The organism is Nesterenkonia lutea (assembly GCF_014873955.1).
GTDB classification, from domain to species: domain Bacteria; phylum Actinomycetota; class Actinomycetes; order Actinomycetales; family Micrococcaceae; genus Nesterenkonia; species Nesterenkonia lutea.
Map to the genome: position 1 here is coordinate 2,309,687 of NZ_JADBED010000001.1, position 23,114 is coordinate 2,332,800.

The 23,114-nt window shown below is 63.5% G+C and carries 16 protein-coding genes and 1 pseudogene; 7 read left to right on the top strand and 10 right to left on the bottom strand.

Going from position 1 to position 23,114, the window contains the following annotated elements; all coding sequences use genetic code 11:
• The first annotated feature begins 172 nt into the window (after positions 1–172).
• Positions 173–1,870, top strand: coding sequence for a BCCT family transporter (locus H4W27_RS10520; RefSeq protein WP_192595894.1), 1,698 nt, complete (start codon positions 173–175; stop codon positions 1,868–1,870).
• Positions 1,871–2,885: 1,015 nt separating this feature from the next.
• Here the strand turns inward: H4W27_RS10520 and istB are convergent.
• The 3 genes from istB to H4W27_RS10535 form a co-directional block, all read right to left on the bottom strand.
• Positions 2,886–3,617, bottom strand: a complete 732-nt coding sequence (gene istB, locus H4W27_RS10525) for an IS21-like element helper ATPase IstB (RefSeq protein ID WP_449867020.1) — start codon at positions 3,615–3,617, stop codon at positions 2,886–2,888.
• Between the two features lie 53 nt (positions 3,618–3,670).
• A complete protein-coding gene (gene istA / locus H4W27_RS10530) occupies positions 3,671–4,927 on the bottom strand; it encodes an IS21 family transposase (protein WP_192594411.1) in 1,257 nt (418 codons plus the stop codon).
• 485 nt (positions 4,928–5,412) lie between these two features.
• On the bottom strand, positions 5,413–6,459 hold the full coding sequence (locus H4W27_RS10535; RefSeq protein WP_318782299.1) for a LacI family DNA-binding transcriptional regulator: 1,047 nt from the start codon (positions 6,457–6,459) through the stop codon (positions 5,413–5,415).
• A 196-nt stretch (positions 6,460–6,655) separates the two neighbouring features.
• Between H4W27_RS10535 and H4W27_RS10540 the strand changes: the two genes are divergently transcribed.
• Genes H4W27_RS10540 through H4W27_RS10555 form a run of 4 tightly spaced genes read left to right on the top strand, consistent with a single transcriptional unit; the run spans position 6,656 to position 10,846 of the window.
• Positions 6,656–7,831, top strand: a complete 1,176-nt coding sequence (locus tag H4W27_RS10540; RefSeq protein WP_192595895.1) for a Gfo/Idh/MocA family protein — start codon at positions 6,656–6,658, stop codon at positions 7,829–7,831.
• A gap of 34 nt (positions 7,832–7,865) precedes the next feature.
• Complete coding sequence (locus H4W27_RS10545; protein WP_192595896.1) at positions 7,866–8,783, top strand: DUF6807 domain-containing protein; 918 nt, start codon at positions 7,866–7,868, stop codon at positions 8,781–8,783.
• Positions 8,783–9,538 carry a cupin domain-containing protein gene (locus H4W27_RS10550; protein ID WP_192595897.1) on the top strand — a complete coding sequence of 252 codons (756 nt, stop codon included), beginning with the start codon at positions 8,783–8,785 and terminating at the stop codon, positions 9,536–9,538. Before H4W27_RS10545 ends, H4W27_RS10550 begins: the two co-directional genes overlap by 1 nt.
• Before the next feature lie 33 nt (positions 9,539–9,571).
• The gene (locus H4W27_RS10555; protein WP_192595898.1) at positions 9,572–10,846 is read left to right on the top strand and encodes an ABC transporter substrate-binding protein; all 1,275 of its coding nucleotides are present in this window, start codon (positions 9,572–9,574) and stop codon (positions 10,844–10,846) included.
• 743 nt (positions 10,847–11,589) lie between these two features.
• Here H4W27_RS10555 and H4W27_RS10560 read toward each other — a convergent pair.
• The 7 genes and pseudogenes from H4W27_RS10560 to ctaD all read right to left on the bottom strand — a co-directional run bounded on the left by H4W27_RS10560 (position 11,590) and on the right by ctaD (position 20,811).
• On the bottom strand, positions 11,590–14,370 hold the full coding sequence (locus H4W27_RS10560) for an HAD-IC family P-type ATPase (RefSeq protein WP_318782301.1): 2,781 nt from the start codon (positions 14,368–14,370) through the stop codon (positions 11,590–11,592).
• Between the two features lie 118 nt (positions 14,371–14,488).
• A complete protein-coding gene (locus H4W27_RS10565) occupies positions 14,489–15,070 on the bottom strand; it encodes an AAA family ATPase (protein WP_192595900.1) in 582 nt (193 codons plus the stop codon).
• A 334-nt stretch (positions 15,071–15,404) separates the two neighbouring features.
• The gene (locus tag H4W27_RS10570; RefSeq protein ID WP_192595901.1) at positions 15,405–16,391 is read right to left on the bottom strand and encodes an IS481 family transposase; all 987 of its coding nucleotides are present in this window, start codon (positions 16,389–16,391) and stop codon (positions 15,405–15,407) included.
• A 264-nt stretch (positions 16,392–16,655) separates the two neighbouring features.
• Positions 16,656–17,111: a hypothetical protein gene (locus tag H4W27_RS10575; protein WP_192595902.1), complete on the bottom strand. Its 456-nt coding sequence runs from the start codon at positions 17,109–17,111 to the stop codon at positions 16,656–16,658.
• A gap of 39 nt (positions 17,112–17,150) precedes the next feature.
• On the bottom strand, positions 17,151–17,762 hold the full coding sequence (locus H4W27_RS10580; RefSeq protein ID WP_192595903.1) for a DUF4192 family protein: 612 nt from the start codon (positions 17,760–17,762) through the stop codon (positions 17,151–17,153).
• Positions 17,763–18,488: 726 nt separating this feature from the next.
• A complete protein-coding gene (locus H4W27_RS10585) occupies positions 18,489–18,785 on the bottom strand; it encodes a hypothetical protein (protein ID WP_192595904.1) in 297 nt (98 codons plus the stop codon).
• 300 nt (positions 18,786–19,085) lie between these two features.
• Positions 19,086–20,811: pseudogene (gene ctaD / locus H4W27_RS10590) on the bottom strand (aa3-type cytochrome oxidase subunit I).
• Between ctaD and H4W27_RS13955 the strand changes: the two are divergent.
• A complete protein-coding gene (locus H4W27_RS13955; protein WP_404821852.1) occupies positions 20,810–21,463 on the top strand; it encodes an ArsR/SmtB family transcription factor in 654 nt (217 codons plus the stop codon). The pseudogene ctaD and the gene H4W27_RS13955 overlap by 2 nt on opposite strands.
• Positions 21,460–23,100, top strand: coding sequence for a SulP family inorganic anion transporter (locus H4W27_RS10600; RefSeq protein ID WP_192595905.1), 1,641 nt, complete (start codon positions 21,460–21,462; stop codon positions 23,098–23,100). Before H4W27_RS13955 ends, H4W27_RS10600 begins: the two co-directional genes overlap by 4 nt.
• The last annotated feature ends 14 nt before the right edge of the window (positions 23,101–23,114 follow it).

A 23,114-nucleotide genomic window follows, 5' to 3' on the forward strand; every position in this document is an offset into this window, starting at 1 on the left:
CTCGGCCAGTCGGAGACTGTGGTTCTTGGTCTAGTTGAGCATCCCCGGGTCAGCTGCCTTGAGCCGAGGCAGCTGAGTACTCCGGTCATTCCTCGCCAAGGGGTATCTTGGGTTGAAATTCTCCGTTTCCCTATGAGACAGCCCGTCGAGACGTATTCGAGGAGCCGATCCCATGTTGACCCGATTCCACGACCTGCTGCGGCTGCGCACCTCGCCGGCGGTGTTCTTCGGTGCCGCTGCAGTGATCATCCTGTTCGTGGTCACCACCGTGGCCTTCACTGACCCGCTCGATGCAGCCGTGACCGCCGCCTCGGACTGGTTGTACACCAACCTGGGCTGGTTCTACATCTTCGGGTTGACGCTGTTCCTGCTGTTCCTGATCCTCATCGCGATCAGCCGGTTCGGACGGGTGAGGCTGGGCCCCGACGAGGAACCTCCCGAGCATTCGGGCCTGACCTGGTTCGGCATGCTGTTCGCCGCCGGCATCGGCAGCATCCTGATGTTCTGGGGCGTGGCCGAACCGGTGAGCCACTTCGGAAATCCCCCGCGTGGACCTTCGCTGGGGGTGGAAGCCGAGACGACCGCAGCGGCCGTCGACGCCATGAACTTCACCTTTTACCACTTCACCCTGCACACCTGGGCGATCTTCACCTTGCCAGCGCTTTGCTTCGCCTACTTCATTCACAAGCGCAACCTCCCACCCCGGGTCAGCTCAATCTTCCAGCCGATCCTCGGGGACAGGATCCATGGACCGGTGGGCAAGTTCATCGACGTGGTCGCCATCGTCGGCACCGTCTTCGGCGTCGCCGTCTCCGTGGGGCTGGGAGCACTGCAGATCAACGGAGGCCTCTCCCGAGTCCTCGACGTTGACGAGAGTGCCATGTGGCAGCTGATCATCATCGGAGTGGTCGGCGGGACGGCCATGATCTCAGTCTCCTTAGGGCTGGACCGGGGCATCAAGGTGATCTCCAACGTCAACGTCTGGATGGCCGTAGGACTGCTGGTGTTCATCCTCATCGCAGGACCCACCCTCTTCGTGCTCGAGGGCACCATCGAGTCAGCGGGCCGCTACGTGATGAATCTCCCCGAGCTCGCACTGTGGAACAACGCCTACGCCGACACCGGGTGGCAGGACTCCTGGACGGTGTTCTACTGGGCCTGGACGATCAGCTGGTCGCCCTTCGTGGGGATCTTCATCGCCCGGATCTCGAAGGGTCGCACGGTCCGTGAGTTCGTCGCCGGGGTGCTTGGGATTCCAGCAGGCTTCTCACTGTTGTGGTTCGGGATCTTCGGGCACTCCGCCTTCGACATCGAACTCAATGGCGAGGGCGGACTCGTCCAGACCGTCGTCGAAGAAGAAGACATCCCCGGGGCACTGTTCGCGTTCCTCGAGCACTATCCCGCGACCACCTTCATCTCGGTGATCGCCATCATCCTGGTCGTGGTCTTCTTCATCACCGCGGTCGACTCTGCAGCGCTGGTGGCCGACACGATGGCCAACGGCCATGACGACTTCAACCCCCTGGGCCAGCGAATCTTCTGGGCCATCGCCATCGCGGTCATCTCTGCCACCCTGCTGGTGTTCTCCGGATCGGGCGGGCTGGAGGCGCTGGAGAAGACCATCGTTCTGGTCGGTCTGCCCTTCTTCGTGATGGGCTACTTCCAGATGTACGCCCTGTACCGGGGCCTGAGAGAGGACACCAGTGAGCTGCCTGTCATGCGCACGCGCTCCTGGAAGAAGGTGCTCCCACCCAAGGAGCATCGCCGTCGCCAAGGGGAGCACGGCCACAACGCAGCTGAGGTCGTCGTCGAACCCGAGGCTGCGGATCAACCCCCGGTGAGACGTGATCCCTATATCGACCAGGATTGAGGGATGGAGATTCGGATCCCTGGACAGAGCCCAATCCACGGAGCGATCGACTGAAAGCGTCTTCTGCGTCGCATTCGAGGCCCCCGGATCTCGGGGTATATGAGGCCCCGCGGCGATGCTGGAACCACAGAAGGACCAGCGCCTCTCCCCCGGCTTCCCCGCCAGGGGGTGAAGGGCCCGCAGTTGCAGCTGGTATTTGTCGATACACGCGGTGAGCCAATCGAGGCTGAGACGGTGAAGACGACACGGATGACAAGCCTCGTCGGCTCATCCGCGTAAACCCGCTCCGAACGGCTTGCCCCCGAGTATCGGACTACGTCACCCAGAAAGTCTCTATGCTGAGGGAAATAGCCGACACCCCGGAGGTGCCTGTGTTGACGGAGTTCGTGCGGGATCAATGCGTTCTGTATCGCGTGGTTCGGGCTTATGGCGATGGCATGGTTTGGCTGGGCCCAGGAGGACCCGCCCCGGCACTGGCAGGTGCGCCTGGGAATAGGGTCAGCTCTTGGGTTGCTCTTGGCAGGCGTATTCGGTTACAGCGTCTTTATGCACTGGGATCAGAACAGTGTCCTTGAAGGCCACTATGAGTGGTTCGGCCTTCTCGTTGGGTTTGAAGTCCTCTTAGCAGGTGCCGGGTGCTTTTATCTCTGGCGGAAAGACAGGCGTCGTTGGATGGCCTGGTGGGTAGCGCTCGTGGTGGCTCTGCACTTCTTCCCTCTTGCGCTGCTCCTTCAAGACATCTCCATCGCTCTCCTGGGCCTTTTGCAGGCAGGCCTTCTGGTGCCGCTGACGCGGCGACTCGGGGGACACGATTGGACTACCAGCCGTATCGTGGGACCGCTTATGGGGGTCTCGTTTCTAGCTTTCGCGGGAGCATCGACTGGGTTCTACCTACTCAGAACGGGACTTCCTTGGTAGGTGTTGAGCCATTGAAATCGCGACTCCGTTGCTCGTGTCAACGACGGCCGAAAACTGAACACTCAGCGACGGGTAAAAACTGAACGCCGTGTTTTCCTTACGGGGTTCTAGAGGTAGTGGTCTCGATGAGCTCGCGGCGGCTCCGTGTGCGGTAGGACTCTCCATCGAGGGTGAGGACCTCCGCGTGATGGACCAGCCGATCGATCATCGCCGCCGCGACGGTGTCATCGCTGAAGATCTCACCCCACCTGCCGAAGGAGAGGTTGCTCGTGATCAGCAAAGACTCCTGTTCATAGCGGGCAGCGACCAGTTGGAAGAACAGATTCGCCGCATCAGCATCGAAGGGCAGATAGCCGAGCTCATCAATGATCAACAGCCGGTACCTGCGAAGCCTTTTGAGCTCCTGATCCAGACCACCGTGGCGCTGATGCGCGTCGCTGAGCCGGTTGACCCACCCCGCAGCAGTGTCGAAGAGCGCCGGGTACCCGGCCTGGCAGGCCTTGATTCCTAGCCCGATGCCCAGATGAGTCTTACCCACCCCTGGGGGTCCCAGCAGGATGACGTTCTCTGCCTTGGGCACGAAGCTCGTGTTCTGCAGATGAGCCAGCACGTCACGGCGCAGGCCGGGCTGATAGTCGGTGTTGAAGTCCTCGAGGGTCTTGATCGCGGGGAACTTCGCGGTCTGGATCCGCAGAGCGGTGCCGTTGGCCTCTCGATCAGCGACTTGGCGCTCCAAGACAGCAGCGAGGTATTCCTCGTGGGACCAGCCCTGCTCCCGGGCAATCTCGGCGAGGTCTTCCCAGACCCTGCCGATCGTGGGAGTCTTCATCACCTTCACCAGATGCGCCAGGGTCGAGCCGATCTTCTCACCACTGGTGGCACTCATGCGGCACTCCTGTGATCATCAGCCGGCACCGTGGTGTGGGTGAGTCCGAAAAGCTCGTCATAGACGCTCAGCGGCCGGTAGGCCACCTCAGTGTCCTTGGTCCCGCGCACCTGGTGGCGCACGGTGTCGTTGTAATGAGCCCGCATGGCCTTCGCGGTGCCCACATGAGCCGGGTCTGTGATCACCTGGGCTCGGGCCCAGCACCGCCGGTGATCAGCAGCGATCTCACCGTCACACACGGCCACCACCCGGTCCAAGGTCGCGGTGACCTGGACCAACCGACCGATGAACCGCGGATCCACCGAGTAGTCATTCGCATCGATCCGCAGATAGTAGTCCCGGGCCAGACGCACCTGGTGCGAGAAACCTGTCGAAGGTGGGGAGGGCGGTAGCGCGGTCATCGCCGCCAGATCTCGGCCCAGGACGTTGACCGGTCTGTCCCCGAGGCTGCGGATCATGCGCTGATTGGCCCGGCCAGTGATCCACGTGCTGATCTGGGTGTTGAAATCTTGCGGTGAAGCGAAGGATCGGCCGGGCAGGAAGCTGGTCTCGAAGTACCCGTTGTTGCGCTCGGTCATGCCCTTGAACTCCGGGTCCCTGGGTGGAGCGATCACCATCTTCGTCGCGGTGGTCCCCGCGAAGGCCTGCAACGGCGGCAGCGGTCTGCCCTTGGGGGCGATCGCAGCTTCACGGTCCCAGATCAAGGACTTCGAGACCGCTCCGACTCCGCTGATCAGCTGCCACATCCCGGCCAGCAGGTCGCCGGACTGCCGCGAGGGCAGCATCGTGGCGGTCAGGAATCTCGAGAACGTCAGGGTCATCACCAGCACCGGCAAGGTGCGGGTCTGTCCGAAACCGACCGGGATCTGAGGTTCGGGGAACCATAGATCAAACTGAGCGGCTTCCCCAGGGCGGTGGACCAATCGGTCAGCCGGATCGACCCCGGTGTAGAGGGGGCGCAGTTCCCGGACCTTGTCTTTGAGCACCGTCATCGAGTGTTCCCACCCGATCCGTTCAGCGATCACCGTCGCTGGCATCCGGGGAGTGTCTTTGAGCAGCTTGTGGATCTCTGGGACGTACTCGTCGGCGATCGAGCCCTTAGGTTCGCGCTGGTACTTCGGAGGTCCACTGGATTCCAAGGCCTTATAGACAGTGGTTCGGGAGACCCCGAGCTTCTCAGCGATCTGCTTCTTCGGCATGGACTCGGCAAAATGTAGCCGACGGATTTCAGCCCAATCTTCCACAGTGATCATGTCTCCTAGCATGGTCCGGGTGTCCAGAATTCACCCGTCGCTAAGTGACCAGTATTCACGCGTCGTCGACAGCTCGATACGACTTCTAATCCGCGCCACCCGTGCCGGTCCTCTATGCCACGGCAACGCAGAACGCCGCAATATGGGAAAGATCCTTCCCGATCGCGAGTTTGAGGACAAAAGTCACCTCAACCCGAAGAAGTACGAGCACTTGAGGCTCTCCTGCGTTCACCCAACAGGGAAGCTCCGCATCGGATCATCGCCGGCGTCGCCATGACCCGCTTGGGGACGCCAGAACGACCTCATCGATGCGGGCCGCCGGACTATCATCAGATCATCCCGTGGGTCCGAGCAACTTGGTCTGCCGGGTTGGACGGCATCAAAGGTGCTCCGTCGACATCTGCGTGAAATCCCTGAGATCGTTGAAGCTTTCACCGGCTGATGTGCGTCCCCCGCGCGTCAGTCCAGCAGCGAGGTCCGGGAATCTAGGTATCGCCGCGCCACGCTGAGCCCGATGGTGGAACGGGTCCGGAGGATTCGCGCAGGATCAGCTGGTTCGCCTCCGGACTCACCACGGGAGGTGCCTCATCCCGCACCAGTGCGATCAGTCGGCTCATCGCCTGCCTGCCTTGGCCCTGCCGGTCCACCGAGACGGTGGACAGCGAGGGCGTGGCGTACCGTCCGGTGCCCAGGTCGTCCCAGCCGGTCACGCTCAGGTCCTGGGGCACGCGCCAGCCACGCTCGTGCGCCGCGCGCATGGCACCCATAGCCACATAGTCATTAGCAGCAACAACAGCCGTTACTCCACTTGCCGCATCCAAGTCGCTGACGGCCGCGTAACCGACCTCAGGACCCCACCCGCCGCCGACAACGCCACCACAGACGAGCCCAAGCTCAGCGACCGTCTCCTCGAAGACCCGACGCCGCGCCCGTGCTGAAGCCCAGTCCTGGGGCCCCGCGATGTGGAGGAACTTCCTGTGCCCCAACTCGGCAAGGCTGCGCACGATATCGGCCATAACGGACGCGTCGGCCAGGGGGCCGATGCCCCGCAGGTCATCATCGTACTGGTCCAGGACCGTAAGGGCGGCCGTGCCCGGGCCCTTGGGGCGGTCCGTCAAACCCGGAAGAGCGCTCAGTGAGAGTACACCCTCCACTCGTCCTGATTCCAGAAGCTCGATCGCCCGTGCCGCGCGGTCCTGCGCCGTGCCATCAACTACCGAAATCTCCATGAAACAGCCAGCGGCATGGGCGGCCTTCGCGGCTCCTGCGAGCGTGGGAGTGGGCATGGCGTCGAGCTGGGAGGGGAGGATCACTGCGAGCACCCCGGTTCGCCGGGTGCGCATGGACCGGGCAATCATGTTCGGCCGATAGTTCAACTCCCGGATCGCCTTCTCCACCCGCTCCGTGGTGGCCGGCTTGAAGGGACCCATGTCGCGCAGATAACGAGAGACGGTCTGGTGCGATACCCCGGCCCGCCGTGCCACCTCATGGATGGTGGGCGCCCGTGAGGTCCCTCCCACATCAATTGCCACTACGATGCCGCCTCCTTGGTCCTGCTGTGGATGGCGTCCTTTTACACGCTTGCCCTGCAGAGGCGCGAAAAAGTGACCTTTCTTACATTTTCCTATTGACAGCCTACTCGGTGCCTCAATACGCTCATGAACGCCACAATGTGATCGTTCACACAACGAGCGATCACCCTCCGCCCGCCGCTCAGTCAGGAATCTCATGGCCACTGAAACAGTCCCCAGCCCCCCTGGACGTGTCCGCGTTGGACTCGTCGGAGCCGGCGGCATCGCCACTGTCGCCCACTTGCCGACATTGAGATCTTTGGAGAGTCGCGTCGAGGTGGTGGGCATCACCGATCTGGATGCCGACCGAGTCACCCAGGTCGCCGATGAATGGGGTATCGCGGGGCGCTACGACTCAGTCGACGACCTGCTCTCTTCCGAAGAACCGGACCTGCTGATCGTGTGCACCCCCCCTTCGGCCCACCGCGATGCCGTGATCAAAGGTCTACGCTCAGGGGCCTGGGTGTGGTGTGAAAAGCCCCCGGTGCTCTCACTCGCCGAGTATGACGAAATCCAGGCAGAGGAATCCAACGGCGGGCCCTACGCCTCCTTCGTAGTCCAACATCGCTTCGGCTCCGGCGCTGCCGCATTGAAACAGCAGGTGCAAGACGGGGACTTGGGGCGGCCCCTGGTGGCGCTGTGCAACACGCTCTGGTTCCGGCCCCACTCCTACTACGAGGTGCCCTGGCGCGGACGGTGGGACACCGAAGGGGGCGGGCCAGCCATGGGGCACGGCATCCACCAGATGGACCTACTCTTTGAGATCCTTGGCGACTGGTCAGAGGTCACAGCAAGAGCTGAGGCTCTGGACCGGGACGTGGAGACTGAGGATGTCTCCTTCGCGATTGTGCGATTCGAGAACGGAGCCCTCGCCTCGGTAGTCAACAGCGTCCTGTCCCCGCGGGAAACAAGCTACCTGCGCTTCGACTTCCAAGACGCCACGGTCGAGTTGGAGCACCTTTATGGCTATGACAACTCCTCATGGACCTGGACCCCCGCGCCGCACCTCGCTCAAGACGATGGCGAGCGAGAGCGTGTCACCGAGTCCTGGCGGCCAAAGGAGGACGTGCCGTCCTCCCACAAGCAACAACTCAGCGAACTCCTGGACGCCATGGCCGCCAGAGTCCGTCCCCGCGCCTCCGGCCATGACGGCCGGCGAACCCTGGAATTCATTTCCGCGCTGTACCAGTCCGCGGAGACCGACCGGACCATCCGCCGGGACGAGCTAGTCAGCGAGGGGGTCTATTACACCGGGATGCACGACTCCAATTTCATCTACGGCAGCGCCCGCTTAGCCGAAGCTTCGCCCAGCAGCACCAAGACCACCCGCTGACAGCTTCCCAAGACCACCAAAGGACACACCCGCCGTGAACCAATTCGATGTCGAAACCTCCCGGGACGCGATCGCCGTCACTGTCGGAGACACCGAGATCCTTCGGTACGTCATCCACCCTGACTCTCCGAAGGACGAGGCTCCCAAGCCCTACCTCTACCCGTTGCGCTTCCTCGACGGCGGAGACGCCGCAGTCCGCCGCCCCTGGGACCACCGCTGGCACACCGGCCTGCAGTTCACCTGGTCCCACGTGGCAGACCAGAACTTCTGGGGTGGTCCCACCTTCGCCGTGGAGGACGGCTATCAGATGCGCGGAAATCTAGGAAGCATGAAGCACACCGGTTTCGCCACTGAGCCCGTCGGCGGAGATGACGTCGTCTTCGACGAAACCTTGGAATGGATGACCTCCCGGGACGAGCACTGGGTTGACGAGCACCGTGTGCAACGCGTCCATTCCTTGGACGCAGCGCGCGGAATCTGGACCATCGACCTGACCACGGAGCTCACGAACGTCTCCGACCAGACTCTCCCACTCGGTAGCCCGACGACGGCAGGACGCCCCAATGCCGGCTACACCGGATGGTTCTGGCGCGGACCACGGGCGTGGACTGGCTGCACAGTGGTCAATTCCAACGGCGATGAAGGTGAAGACAACACGATGGGCAAGGTCGCCGACTGGGTTGCCTTCTCATCCGAGCACGATGACATCGACGGTGGAGGCACCGTATTGGTGTTCGCCGGGACCTCCACCTCTGATGACGCCGAGGTTCCGCCCATCAAGTGGTTCACTCGCACCGGCATCTTCGCAGTGGCCAGCCAGTCTCCCGCCTTCGACCAGGAAATCCATCTTCCCGCCCAAGGCAAACTCACGCTGAACCATCGCTTCGTCTTCATTGCCAAGGTATGTGATCCTCAGGAACTCAACGCCCTCGGAGAGGAGTTTGCGCTCTGATGGCGGTCTCACCTGTGGAACGATCCCTCCCGAGGTTCCCCGGCGGGACCTCACTGAGCCACCTGTGCGTCTACGACTGGGAGACCGCTGACGGGCTCCACGGCGGATCCCCCCACCTACACACTGTGTCCACGGAAGCTTATGTCGTCACCTCGGGCCGCGGAGAAGTCCAGACCATCAGTTCGGCGGGATCCGCCCGGGACGAGCTGTCCGCAGGTTCGCTGCTGTGGTTCACCCCCGGCACAGTGCACAGGCTGATCAATCATGACCAGCTGGAGATGCAGGTGGTGATGTCCAATGCCGGGCTGCCAGAGTCCGGTGACGCCGTACTCACCTTCCCTGCCGAAGTTCTCGCAGACCCTGAGAAGTACAGGGCTGCTACAGCCCTACCCGTCGACGCCGACGAGCCCACGCGGGCGAAGGCCGCCCGGGCCCGCCGCGACCTGGCCATCAAGGGCTACGAAGAGCTGGTGAAGACCGTTACCGAACAAGGCCCCCAGGCCCTGGAAGATCTCTACGCGGCAGCAGTGAACCTGGTCCGGCCCAAGACCGCTCACTGGAGGGAGATCTGGGAAGCCAACGTCCTCGCAGAGGCCGAACGTACTCGCGCCCAACTCGACGCACTCGCCCAGGGCGATGGCGCCCATCTGAAACAGGCCCTCGTCATCCGCGGTGAACCACGCCCCCAACCGCGCCTCTACGGAATGTGCGGCCGCCTCCAGACATGGACAGGCGAAGAACCCGTTGCAGGATAAGTCCACCCGAGAACACCACACATCGGAGTAACCATGAACAAGACAGCACGCGGTGCCAAGACCGTCGCCATCGCTTCCCTCGCTGCGCTGACGATATCTGCCTGCGGCGGAGGCAGTGGGGACGATGACGAGAACGTCAACCTCCGCTTCACCTGGTGGGGCGGAGATACCCGTCACGCCTATACCCAAGAGATCATCGATGCCTTCGAAGAGGAGCACCCGGACATCACGATCAGCCCGGAGTTCGACTCCTGGGAGGGTTACTGGGACTCTCTCGCTACACAGTCCGCAGCGCGGGACACCCCGGACATCATGCAAATGGACTTGTCGTACATCCGTGAATACATCGAGAACGGACTGTTGCACGAGCTGGATCAGGTGGAGACGGCCGCATTCACCGACCAGCTCTTGGATACCGGCAGCTACGAGGGTTCACTCTACGGGATGCCTGTCGGAAGCACATCTCTCACCATGATGGCGAACGAAGCGGTCTTCGAGGACGCCGGTGTGGAGATGCCCGACGACGATACGTGGACATGGGACGAGGTGGCACAGACAGCCGCAGAGATCTCTGAGAACTCGGAGGCCTACGGCCAGGCAAGGCCTTTCAACGATGCTGGTCTGGGGGTCTGGCTGCGCCAACACAACGGGACAAACATGGTCACCGAAGACGGGGAAGTGGCCTGGGACCCAGAAGACGTCGTCCCCTACTTCGAGATGCTGGGCGAATCCCTGGATTCGGGAGCGATCCCCTCGGGATCGCAGGTCAACGAGGACCGCGCCGCTGCACTGGAACAGACCATGATCGCGACTGGCGACGCGGCGATGGACGTCTGGTGGGACACTCAAGTCATCGTTCTCTCCAGCAACGAAGGCGTCCAGCTCACGCCGTTGAAGCTTCCCAGCGAATCAGGAGACGCTCAGAACGCGCAACTGTACTACAAGCCCTCGATGTTCTACTCGGTGTACGAAGGTACTGAGCATCCAGAGGAGGCTCAACTCTTCATCGACTACCTGGTCAATAGCGAAGAGGCCGGCCAGCTCCAGCAGCTCGAGCGCGGCATCCCCGGCAATGCGGACGTCCGCGAAGCAATCCGGGATGACCTGGACGAGGCGGAGACCACTCTCTTGGAATACAACGAAGGTCTCGAAGAAGTCGTCGCTGATGCTCCGCCTCTCCCACCCGAGGGCTTTGGCGCTGTCCAGGAGATCATCTGGCGGTACGAGGAGGAGTTCCTCTTCGGCCGGGTCAGCGCCGAAGAGGCGGCACAGCGCATGCATGACGAGATCGAAGGTGCCCTGGGGTGAACCCAGCAACGTCAAAGAAGACGGACTACGCCCAAATCGTTCCGTTTCAGTCGTCAGAGCCAACACAAAAAAGGGGCCCCTGCCGTGCGGCGGGAGGCCCCCTTTGTGGAACGAAGATTCACTTTGTCCCAGAGCGTGGAGCCTCCACGGGCGTACCGACGACGACCAGCCCGAGCCGGGTCATACCGGCCTCGAGAATTCCTCTCGTGCGTCGAGGCGGTGGCGGCCTGTCGCAGTGCGGCGCGGGCATTCTTCAATCCGCAAGGGAGAAGCGTGGGACGTGGCGCAGATCCCAGACACAAGAAAACCCCTGGAAATCCAGGGGTTCTCTCACCCGATATCGGGTAAAGGTGGCTCCGACCGGCGTCGATCCGGTGACCTTTCGAGTAAGAGTCAGGCCCTATCAAGGGTTTCTACGGAATAGCACGAGCAGACGTTGTCCCAGGTCAGCGTTCTATCTGCCTACAGACAGCTCGCACCGGATGCTTGGAAATATACGGAATAGATCCGGAACGGGCTCCAGTCGCTATTCAGATCCACAGCTGCGTGTCCTCGATCTCGACCTGCCGCACCTCTCAACGATTCGGGCGCCCGACCGCGGCGTTCACTTGCCGTATCCATCCTGCCAGGAAACTCATCACCCTCCCGCCCTGCGCAACGACACTCGAACCTCTAATGCCATCGCTGCTCTCATGGCCCAGCATCGGACGAGGCGGCCCGGGGACGCAGGGACGGCCTGGTGCCTAGCTGCTGGACTCCGCGCGGGGGTTCGGAACACGGCCCGCATAGAGCGCGAGCTTCAGCAGCTCGGTGAGCACCAGGACCAGCACGCCTGAGCTGAGCGTGATCAACAGGTAGAACGGATCCAGCACGGCGGTGTCGAAGATGGTGTGCATCCAGGGCAGGTAGACGAATCCGACCTGCAGCAGGGTCAGCACCGCGACCATCAGCCAGGCGACCTTGTTCTTGAACACGACCGAGGGTCGCAGGCTGAATCTCTCCAGGGACTTCACGCTGAAGAGGTAGAAGACCTGGCAGACCACCAGCACCGTGGTGGCCAGGGTGCGCGCGCCCTCGAGGTCATCCCCGACGTCGATGCGCCAGCGGAACACGATGATCGTCACCGCCGCGATCAGCAGCGAGACCACCACGATCTGCACCACGTGACGCGACTCCACGATCGCGGCCTTGGGGTCCCGCGGCCGACGCCGCATGATCCCCTCCTCGGCGGGCTCGAAGGCGAACGCGAAGGCCAGCGTGACGGCGGTGACCATGTTGACCCAGAGCACCTGCAGCGGGGTCAGCGGCAGCGTCCAGCCGAACGCCACGGCGAAGAGCACCACGGTGGCCTGGGCGCCGTTGGTGGGCAGCAGGAAGACCAGCGCCTTGCGCAGATTGTCATAGATCCTGCGCCCCTCCTCCACGGCGGTCTCGATGCTGGTGAAGTTGTCATCGGCGAGCACGACCTCGGCGGCGTCCTTGGTGACCTCGGTGCCCTTGAGCCCCATGGCGACGCCGACGTCGGCCCGGCGCAGCGCGGGGGCGTCGTTGACACCGTCACCGGTCATGGCGACGACCTCACCCTCCGCCTGCAGGGCGCGGACCAGGCGCAGCTTGTGCTCCGGGGAGGTGCGGGCGAACACGTGGTGGCGCTGGGCCAGCTCGCGCAGCGCCTCGTCGTCGGTGGCCTCGAGCTGAGGGCCCGAGATGGCGCCCTCACCGTTGTCCAGACCCATGTGGCGGGCGATCGCGGTGGCGGTGCCGGCATGGTCGCCGGTGATCATCTTGACCTGAATCCCGGCGTCGTGACAGATCTTGATCGCGTCGATCGCCTCCTGCCGCGGGGGATCCACGATCCCGACCACTCCGGCGAAGGTCAGCTCCTCACCGAGCTGCTCCACCGCCAGGGATTCGCCGTCCTGCGCGTGAGCAGGCCGGAAGGCGGCGCCGAGGACGCGAAGACCATCGGCGGAGAGGGCGTCGATGTGTTCGTTCCAGGCTGCCGCGTCGAGCGCCTCGATCTGGCCCGCGGAGGTGAGCTGGGTGCTGGAGCGGGCCAGCAGCCGGTCCGGGGCACCCTTGACCAGGACGAGAGTCTCCCCCTCGGGCAGCTCGGCGGTGGTGGCCATCAGCTTGTTCTGTGAGCTGAAGGGCAGCGTGGTCAGTCGGGTGCTGGCGGCGTCGTCGAAGTCGAGCTTGCCGGCCAGGGACTTCAGCGCCCCCTCGGTGGGTTCCCCCGCGATGCCCCAGCCGCCGGCTTCGTTGCGGATCAGCTCGGTGTCATTGGTCAGGCTCATGATCTCCACGAACCGACGCAGACCCGAATGCTCGAGGGTGAGGTGCCGCCCGTCCTGGGTCACGGTGCCCTCGGGGATGTAGCCGGTGCCGGAGACCTCGAGGGTCGCGTCGGCGAGTATCACCCGCTCGGCGGTCATCTCGTTCTTGGTCAGCGTGCCGGTCTTGTCCGAACAGATGGTGGTCACGCTGCCCAGGGTCTGGACTGCGGAGAGCTTGCGGGTGATCGCGTTGCGCTTGGCCATGGTCTGCACGCCCAGCGCCAGGGTGATGGTGATCAGCGCCGGCAGCCCCTCGGGGATCGCGGCCACGGCGAACCCTGCGGCGGCCTGGAGCAGCTCGGTGATCGGGGTGCCGTGCACGAACCAGCCGAGGCCCACCAGCAGCAGCGTCAGCACCAGGACGCCCAGAGAGAGCGCCTTCCCGAATCGGGCGATCTGCTGGGTCAGGGGAGTCTCGAGGGTCTCCACCTCGGACATCATCGTGTTGATGCGCCCGATCTCGGTGTCATCACCAGTGCCGACGACGACGCCGGTCGCGGTCCCCGAGGTGAGCATGGTGCCGGAGAACGCCATGGAGGTGCGGTCCCCCAGCGGCGCGCCCTCCTCGCTGGGGTCGGTGGTCTTCTCGGCGGGGACGGATTCACCGGTCAGCGCGGATTCCTCGATCGCCAGGTCGGCGGTGTCGGTCAGCCGCACATCGGCCGGGACCTTGTCTCCGGTGCGCAGTCGCACGATGTCCCCCGGGACGACCAGCTCGGCGTCGACCGTGGTCCACGAACCCTCACGGCGGACATCCGCGCTGGGCGAGAGCATTTTGCGGATGCCTTCCAGGGCTCGTTCGGCGCGGCCCTCCTGCAGGAAGCCCACGAGTGCGTTGATCAGGACCACCAACAGGATCACGATGGTGTCGGCCCAGTGCTGCAGCACCGCGGTCAGGACTCCCGCGCCCAGGAGCACGTAGATCAACACGTCGTTGAAGTGCGCGATGAACCGGATGAAGGCGTTGTCCTTGTCCGGCTCCGCGAGCCGGTTCGGGCCGTGATGTTCCAGATTGGTCGCGGCGGCCTCGGTGCTGAGTCCCTGCTCGGGCTCGACCTTCAGGCGGCGCAGCACCTCCTGGTGTTCGAGTGCGTAGGCCGTGGCGACATCGACAGCCGCTGCATCGCTGGCAGCGGAGGAGGCGGCGGAGGGGTCGAGCGCGGACGGGGTCTGGGCGGGTGAGCTCACAGCGGCTTCTTTCATCGCCGGGGTCATCGGGTGCCCTCAGCCTACGGGGGCTGTCTGTGCGCTGGTCTGGATGGGCGTCCAGGGTGCTGAAGCTCACGGTGACGGCGATGACGGCGAATCAGCGCAGGGGGTGCTCGTCCGCATTGGGCTCGAGTCCCTCGTCGAGCCCTTCGGGGTCTGCGTCGAGGTCCTCCTGGGGCCACTCGGTCGCGGAGGCGAGCAGCTTGGCGGTCAGCTGATCCTGATCGGACATCAGCTCGGCGACTGCGGTGACCAGGTCCGCGTCCAGAGCCGTCCTGCCCTCCGCCGCGGCGTTGACCACCGCCCGGCGGATGGCCTCCTTCGCGAAGGATGCCGTGATGCCCTCGGTGGCGTCTGCGGCGTCCTCCAGACATTCCAAGGAGAACTCGAGCTTCTCGGAATACAGGGTGAAGAGCTTGAGCCGTCCTTCACGGTCGGGGAGCGGGATCTCGATCGCCAGGTCGACCCGCCCTGGGCGCTGGGCCAGGGCCGGTTCCAGCACGTCGGCGCGGTTGGTGGTCAGCACGAAGGCGACGTCGGCGTCCTCGGAGAGTCCGTCGAGGGTGTCGAAGAGCAAGGGTCGTCCGGCGTCGCCGAAGTCTCGGTCCTCGGCGACCAGGTCGCAGTCTTCGAGCACCACGAGGGACGGCTGCAGCGCTCTGGCGGTCTCGGCCGCCATGGAGATGTTCCTCGGGAGCCAAAAAGGCTGTTGGAATTCCACGGGCGCGTCCTTCTTTTGGAACGTCTCGCATATCACTGGTGAAGTACCAAGCTGGCCCCTCAACGCCTCGGCGCAGGGTTGGAAGTCTATGAACACCGTCTGGAACTTCTGAAAGATCGCTGACGAGACTCTCGTCTACTATCCAGGGTCGAGATGCCACTGATTCAGCCATTGGAACCACTCCTCATACGGTTTACCGATGCCATAGAGCTTACGAGAAGGTACCCGGAGAACAGCACGACGGGGATGAGGATGCCAGTGTGTAGCAAGGAACGAGCGGAACACCGGACCACTAGCTGTACTGACCTGACAGGTTAATCAATCTGGTGATGGGAGCCTTGTTCCCGCAGGCGGTGTGGGGCCGGTGATGATTATATTCGTGGAGCCATCCCGCAAGGTCATCCCGGCGCTGTGTCTCGCTGGTATAACAACGCGCATAACCCCACCCATCAGCCAGGGTGCGATGGAATCGTTCGATCTTGCCGTTGGTCTGTGGCCGGCGAGGCCGAGTCCGGCAGTGCCGGATGCCGAGTTCGATACATGTGTCTCGCCACAGGTGTGAGACGTAGGCCGAACCGTTGTCTGAGAGAACCCTTCGGGTGGTGACCCCGCGCTCGGCGAACCACGTCACGGCCCGTTTCAGCACCGCGGTGGCCGTGGCGGCGGTCTCGTCATCGTGGACCTCGGCGTAGGCCACCCGGGAGTGGTCATCGATCACCGTATGCACGAAGGCGTACCCCATTTTGGGGTTGCGATACTGATTCTTCGGCTTTCCCAGGGTCGCGGCCCGGTTCCGTCCACCCTGGGAGCGACCTACGAAGCGCCAGCCGCCGCCGTCGGGGATGTTGCCGAGCTTCTTGACATCTACGTGGAGCAGATCCCCGGGTGCAGCGTGTTCGTAGCGGCGAACGGGCTCACCGGTGGCCCGGTCCACATGGGCGAGCCGATGCAGCCCGCACCGAGTCAGCACCCGGTGAGCGGTCGAGGGAGCGACCCCGGTCGCGGCGGCGAGCTGGACCGGACCGACCCGCTTACGAAGCCGCAGCGACACGATCCGCTTCGTCACCGCAGGCGGGGTCTTTGCCGGCATGCGGTCTGGACGGCTGGAGCGATCGGCCATCGGCTCCCCGGCTGCGTACCGGTCCGCCCAGCGCTTCACGGTCGGCCAGGCGCATTGAAACCGTGCCGCGACTTCGGAGATCGGGACGCCTCGATCGATGACCAGCTGGGCGACCTTCAGGCGGTGACGCGGAGTCAGAGCAGCGTTAGCGTGGGACATGGGAGCCTCCTGTGCGTGAGCGGATACTTAGGCAGTTCCACTCCACCGCAGGAGGCTCTCTTTGTGCCAGGGTTCAGATCAGCGGATCACACAGAGTTAACCAACGTCCCCGGTCAGTACAACTAGCGCAGCGCACGGCTTTCGCGCTGCGCAGCGGAGCGCGAGGGCGGGCAGCTCTCGCCCGCTGCGCGCCCTCGCGGCGGTACGCAGCGGTCCCCCGATTTTCAGGCAAAGGACCGGGCCGGCCCTAGCTAGTTTGGATAGCTAGGACCGAGCCGGATTCGCCTCTACTCGATCACTGGTTGCGGTGGCGGTTCCACTGGCCCCAGGAGTGCTCTCGCACTGCGGCCCATCGGCAAACACCCATCCCGTCCAGCATCCGGGCAACTGGATCGTGGGGTTCATAGCCAGTGCCTTGTCTCCGAACTCTCCCCCGATGGAGCCCCGGCCCTTAGTCCACTCAACCCAGTTCATGACTGTGTAGGACTGCGCCGTGATCGGCCCGTTCGCCTTCAAGCCTGAGACGATCACCGCGAGGATCTCCGCTAGCGCGTCGATCCCTGCCCAGTTGGGGGCCTGCCCGGTGAGTCCGAGACGCAGTTTCTCGGCGCGCTCGTGCTGGGGCGCATCAGCACCGAGGTAGATAGCTCCGACGGCGGCGCGATCTCCTGCCGCCAGCACCATCACCGCGTCGCGGTGCTTGGTGCGCTCTAGGGACACTGCCAGGGTGGCCAGGGTGCTCGACAGGATCGGATCGTGCTACGTGATCCGCTCTAGTGCCGACTCCCAGACGGTAAGCACCTGGGCGGCATCGAGGTCAGCGGCTCGGGCCTCGTCCAAGAGGTCCGCAAACTCGGGGGCCTCCACGGTGGCGAACCGTTCCACCCGCTGAGCCGGGGTCACCAATGATTCCGTGGTGAGTCCTGCCAACTGTCGATCGCATATCTCGGTGACTACCTGCGCCACGTTCGATGATGCTTCCGGGGTGTTGAACCCGTGCATATCGTCTGCACCGACATACCAACCCATGACCACCTCGGGGCCGTTGAACAGCTCCAACTCGGCCGTGATCTCCGAGACCAGCGGGGCCAGGGCCTCGGCACCGCCCGGGGCCTGGTGGGCGTCGTAGATGCCAACGACGATTGCCTCAGCTCCGTTGCCCACCGTCGCGTCTCGGACCATTGCCAATATGCGGCCCGTGTCGTTGAGGTCCGGCAGATCAACGCGCAACGAGTAGGTCAGGATTCCGTCGTGGATACCCTGCACCACAAGGGAACGCTCTGGCAGGTATCCGAACTGCATCACGACAGTGGCAAGGTAGCCGGTCGCCTCGGTGATCTTCAGGGCCTTGTCGCTCTCGTTCTCAAACATCAGATGTTCCGTATCCGGACTATGAGACGGTGCCAGCTCCCCGACCCAAGCCCCTCATCGTTTTTTCTTCGTGCTGGCGAGCTTGTGAGCTGCTCGCGACGGAGCTGCCACACAGAAGCCCAGCCGGTTAAGGAGTTTTTCGAGGAAATAAGCGAGGAACGAGCGCCGAAAGAAAGTCTTGGTCGGCGCAGACCCGGTGAGGAACGAACCGGGTTGTGTCAGCGGCGCGCGGGCGTACGATCCGAAGGACAGCACGAGAGAAAAAACTGAGACGGTACTGTAGTGAGAAACGAGCACAAGGGCCGGACCAGCACAGCCGGACGCGCCAGCGGCCGTCCTCTAGTGTTGCACGCGGGATTCGGGCTACAGAATAATTAGTGTGGGCGATTCGATAAGCTACAAAACCCTCAGGAGGACCTTTTGCAGTCGTCAGTAAAGGGTGACCCCAGCACCGAGGCATGACAGAACAGTTGTCCCAGCGAGCCTTGGCTGGCTGGGCACTGTCTGGTCAATAGGGTCTACCTAGCGGTAGGTGTACTAATCTGACCGCGATCCAGGGCCAAATCTGAGTACCTAATATGCATCAGCCGTTTGGAGTATCAGGGGTGAACGACCAAGCGAACTGTTCTCTCATGACATGGGATCTGACAGGCTAGGGCTATGCGCCAATACTCTGCCCCACTGACTTCCGACCTGGCCCGAGCAGCGAGAGCCCTCACCCAGGTATCAGTAGAGGAAATCAGCGAGGCAGCCGCGCTTGATCCTGCGCTGGTCCGCGACTTTGAGCACCGCGGATCCCCCTTGCCGGCTGACGCGAACAAAAGACTTCGTGCAGCCCTGGAGGAATTCGGCGCTGTGATCTTCGCCGAAGATGATTTCGGTGGCCGCGGAGTGCGACACAAGTACACGGCTGCCAAGACTCGACAGTTGAACCGCTGGGAAGGCGAGGGCGGCCCCGCCTTCGGAGACCACACTTGAGGCACGCAGACCTGCCCGATTCCGCTGAACACCAAAATTTGCCACTTCGAGAAACTAGTGCACCCATAAGTCGCTCCTGGGTCAGTGCTTCTCACTGAGAGCGGGAACTCTTCACAAAGTCAGCCGATCTCCCGAGACACGGCGCAGGAGAGCTAGCTTCTAGCCTCCCCGCCGCGCTGGTAGACGCACACAGGCGACATTTCCTCAGTCTCACTCCTCATGATTTCGTCATACGGTGAAGGGTCCGCACACCCTAAGACCGCAGTCCCAACACCGCCCAGAAAACTTGTCCCCGCCCGAGGCGACAGACAGGCGATGGAAGTCTAAAAAACTACGCGTCACTCATTACACGATCTCTTTGTCCCGCTGATCCGCCGGGCCAAAAATCTTTCCACCCGGTGTCTGCAGGGTATGACGGTCAGCGAGCTCAGGTGATGGAGGTCCAACGCGGGACGCTCGGAGCGGATCCGCGGCAGCGAGTAGAAGTTGTGCCGCGGTGGCGGGCAGGAGGTCGCCCACTCGAGCGAACCGCCGAAGCCCCACGGGTCATCGACGAGGACCTTCTTGCCCTTACGGGAGGTGATCCACACGTTCCATAAGAACGGGATCAGCGACGCGCCCAGGAGCATCGAGAACACCGTGGAGAACTGGTTCATGGTGCTGAATCCGTCCTCGACCATGTAGTCCGCATAACGACGGGGCATACCCATGACGCCGAGCCAGTGCTGGATCAAGAAGGTGCCGTGGAAACCGACGAACAGCATCCAGAAGTTGATCTTGCCCAGACGCTCGTTGAGCATCTTGCCGGTCCACTTGGGCCACCAGAAGTAGAATCCGGCGAACATCGCGAAGACCACGGTGCCGAAGACCACGTAGTTGAAGTGCGCCACCACGAAGTAGGTGTCCGAGACGTGGAAATTCAACGGCGGCGCCGCGAGGATCACGCCAGTGAGACCACCGAGGAGGAACGTCACCAAGAAGCCCAGGCTCCAGAGCATCGGCGTCTCGAACGTCAGGGACCCTCGCCACATCGTGGCGACCCAGTTGAAGAACTTCACTCCCGTGGGCACCGCGATCAACATGGTCATCAGGGCGAAAAACGGCAGCAGCACCACACCGGTGACGTACATGTGGTGTGCCCACACGGTCACTGACAAGGCGGCGATGGAGATGGTCGCATAGACCAGACCCTTATAGCCGAAGATCGGCTTGCGGCTGAAGACCGGAAGGATCTCCGAGACGACGCCGAAGAACGGCAGCGCGATGATGTAGACCTCCGGGTGTCCGAAGAACCAGAACAGGTGTTGCCAGAGGACCGCACCGCCTGCTTCCGGGTCGAAGATGTGACCGCCGAACCGCCGGTCCAGTCCCAGTCCGAACAGCGCCGCCGCCAGCGGCGGAAAGGCCATCAGCACCAGGATCGAGGTGGTCAGCGTGTTCCAGGTGAAGATCGACATCCGCCACATGGTCATGCCCGGGGCCCGCATACAGAGGATCGTGGTGATGAAGTTGACGCCACCCATGATCGTGCCGAAGCCGGTCAGAACCAGCCCGAACACCCAGAGGTCTCCGCCGACCCCAGACGAGTAGGTGGTGTCAGACAGTGGAGCGTAGGCGAACCAGCCGAAGGACGCCGCACCCTGCGGGGTGAGGAAACCCATCATCGCGACCAGCGCGCCGAAGAGGAAGAACCAGAAAGCCAGCGCATTCAGGCGCGGGAACGCCACATCCGGGGCGCCGATCTGCAGCGGCATGATGACGTTCGCGAAACCCGCGAACAGCGGCGTCGCGAACATCAGCAGCATGACGTGCCATGCATGGTGAAGAGCTGGTTGTACTGCTCCTTGGTCTGCAGCAGCTGCATGCCGGGCTCGAAGAGCTCCGCGCGCATCAGCAGCGCCATCACGCCGCCGACGCAGAAGAACACGAAGGACGTGATCAGGTACATGTACCCGATCACCTTGTGATCGGCGGTCGTCAGCCAGTTAACGACGATCGTCCCCTTGGACCGAGGCACGACCCGCGACGCCTCACGTGGGTCGTCAGCGGTGTAATGGAACGTTGTCGCCATGACGCTTGTCCTCCGAGATTTTGGTGCCCTAGTGCGCACTCAATTGGTGGATGGTGCAGCGATGAGGACGCTGCAGTTCGAGGACTTCCATTTCGACCGATCCAGTGCACCCCCGCCCGGCACCGCGATCTGCAGCGGAGAGGAAAACAGTGCTCCGAGGTTGCACCGCAGAGCAGCTCACAGAGTTTTCTGGGTACAACCGAGCCTCAAGCAGTATATGATCATTACATCAAACAGTAAATATGTCGATCTTGAGCAGGAGACAGCCGTGAAGGATCTTGTAACCGGTCAAGGCTCCCTCAACCAGGTGAAGGCCAACCTCTTCAAGGGTTTGTCTCACCCAGTGCGGATCCGCGTGCTAGAACTCCTCACCGAGGAACAAGAGGTCTCAGTGACGGAACTGCTAGCGAAGACGGAGCTGGAAGCCTCACACCTGTCCCAGCACCTGGCCGTGCTGCGACGCTACGACCTGGTTGTCTCCCAGCGTCGCGGGCTGCAAATGTTTTACTCTCTTGCCCACCCCCAGGTGGCGCAACTTCTAGCGGTTGCGAAAGTACTCCTGCAGGAGATCCTGCGCACCACCGAACGCAATCTAGCGTTGGCAGCAGACTCGGAAGCACGGGCCACGCATACCGACGCCGAGACCCGATGAAGGCTGTCGCGTCCATCAAGGCGCTGCTGCCCAGACGCTCCGACTACACGCAAGTCCCCCGCACCTGGAAGGGCGATCTCGTCGCCGGGGTCACCGTGGGCATCGTGGCGCTGCCGCTGGCGCTGGCCTTCGGGGTCAGCTCCGGCGCCGGGGCCGCGAGCGGCCTGATCACCGCGGTGGTCGCCGGATTCGTGGCCGCGGTCTTCGGCGGTTCCAACGTGCAGGTCTCAGGCCCCACCGGTGCCATGGTGGTCGTGCTGGGCCCGGTGATCGCTTCCCAGGGCATCGCGGCCTTGGCCGTGGTCACCGTCCTGGCCGGGGTCATGGTGATCGCCGCCGGAGCATTGAAGCTGGGCCGGGTGGTCTCCTTCCTGCCCTGGCCGGTGGTCGAAGGCTTCACCCTCGGCATCGCGGTCATCATCTTCCTGCAGCAGGTCCCCGCAGCTTTCGGCGTCCTCGCCGGCCCCAGCGCCAATGCGGCGATCTCCGCGGCGCAGAGTCTGGCCACCGTGCCCTGGCAGGAGATCGCCGCCCCCGTGGGACTCGTCACCCTGGTCGCGGTGATCATGATCGGCACTCCTCGGATCCATCCGCAGATGCCCGGTTCGATCCTGGCGATCATCGGCGCCACCGTCCTGGCCACAATGCTGGACGTGCCCACCGCTCGGATCGGGGCCCTGCCCGACTCCCTCCCCGCCCCAGTGCTGCCAGCCTTCGACGGCGCCACCCTCATGGCGCTGGCCGCCCCAGCTGCCACCATCGCCGCTCTGGTAGCGATCGAATCGCTGCTCTCCGCCAGGGTCGCAACCTCGATCTCCGACACCGGCCCCTACGACGCCGACCGCGAGCTCGTCGGACAGGGGCTGGCCTCGGTGGCATCGGGCTTCTTCGGCGGCATGCCGGCCACCGGAGCGATCGCGCGCACCGCGGTGAACCTCCGCTCCGGAGCCCGCACCCGACTGGCCGCTATCACCCACGCCGCGGTACTTCTCGGTGTCGTCTATCTGGCCACCGGTCCGGTCTCCCAGATCCCACTCGCCGCACTGGCAGGAGTGCTGATGGTCACCGCGGCGCGCATGGTCTCGATCGCCACCGTCCGCGCGATCGTCGGCTCGACCCGCGCAGACACCATGGTCTTCCTCGTCACCGCGGTGATCACAGTCTCGCTGGACCTGATCGTAGCCGTGCAGATCGGCGTCGTCGTCGCCGCCTTCTTCGCACTGCGCTCCATGGTCGCCACCAGCGGGGTGCACCGAGAGGTGATTCCCGGACCCGCCCACTCCGGAGATGCGCACATCGCGATCTTCCGGCTCGACGGGGCCCTGTTCTTCGGCGCCGCTGAACGCGTCCTGGAGAAGGTCACCGAGATCCGCAACGTCGACGTGGTGATCATCCGGATGTCCCAGCTGCAGATCCTCGACGCGACCGGCGCCCGGGTGGTGTCAGAGATGGTCACCGCGCTGGAACGACGCGGTATCACGGTCCTAGTGAAGGGCATCCAGGACAGACATCTGGTCCTGGTCACCCGGGTCGGAGTGCTGGAATCCCTTCGTCACCACAACCACCTCTTCGCGGAGCTCGAGCCCGCAGTCGAACACGCCCGCAGTCACGTGAAGCGCAACCGTGACGAGCCCTAGCGCGTCGCAGAGGC

Coding starts and splice junctions, on each gene's coding strand:
- H4W27_RS10580 (WP_192595903.1), bottom strand. CDS start 17,762: ATGTTTGAGAACGAGAGCGACAAGGCCCTGAAGATCACCGAGGCGACC.
- H4W27_RS10555 (WP_192595898.1), top strand. CDS start 9,572: ATGAACAAGACAGCACGCGGTGCCAAGACCGTCGCCATCGCTTCCCTC.
- H4W27_RS10600 (WP_192595905.1), top strand. CDS start 21,460: ATGAAGGCTGTCGCGTCCATCAAGGCGCTGCTGCCCAGACGCTCCGAC.
- H4W27_RS10520 (WP_192595894.1), top strand. CDS start 173: ATGTTGACCCGATTCCACGACCTGCTGCGGCTGCGCACCTCGCCGGCG.
- istB (WP_449867020.1), bottom strand. CDS start 3,617: ATGAAGACTCCCACGATCGGCAGGGTCTGGGAAGACCTCGCCGAGATT.
- H4W27_RS13955 (WP_404821852.1), top strand. CDS start 20,810: ATGACGCTTGTCCTCCGAGATTTTGGTGCCCTAGTGCGCACTCAATTG.
- istA (WP_192594411.1), bottom strand. CDS start 4,927: ATGATCACTGTGGAAGATTGGGCTGAAATCCGTCGGCTACATTTTGCC.
- H4W27_RS10565 (WP_192595900.1), bottom strand. CDS start 15,070: ATGGCGGCCGAGACCGCCAGAGCGCTGCAGCCGTCCCTCGTGGTGCTC.
- H4W27_RS10570 (WP_192595901.1), bottom strand. CDS start 16,391: ATGTCCCACGCTAACGCTGCTCTGACTCCGCGTCACCGCCTGAAGGTC.
- H4W27_RS10550 (WP_192595897.1), top strand. CDS start 8,783: ATGGCGGTCTCACCTGTGGAACGATCCCTCCCGAGGTTCCCCGGCGGG.
- H4W27_RS10540 (WP_192595895.1), top strand. CDS start 6,656: ATGGCCACTGAAACAGTCCCCAGCCCCCCTGGACGTGTCCGCGTTGGA.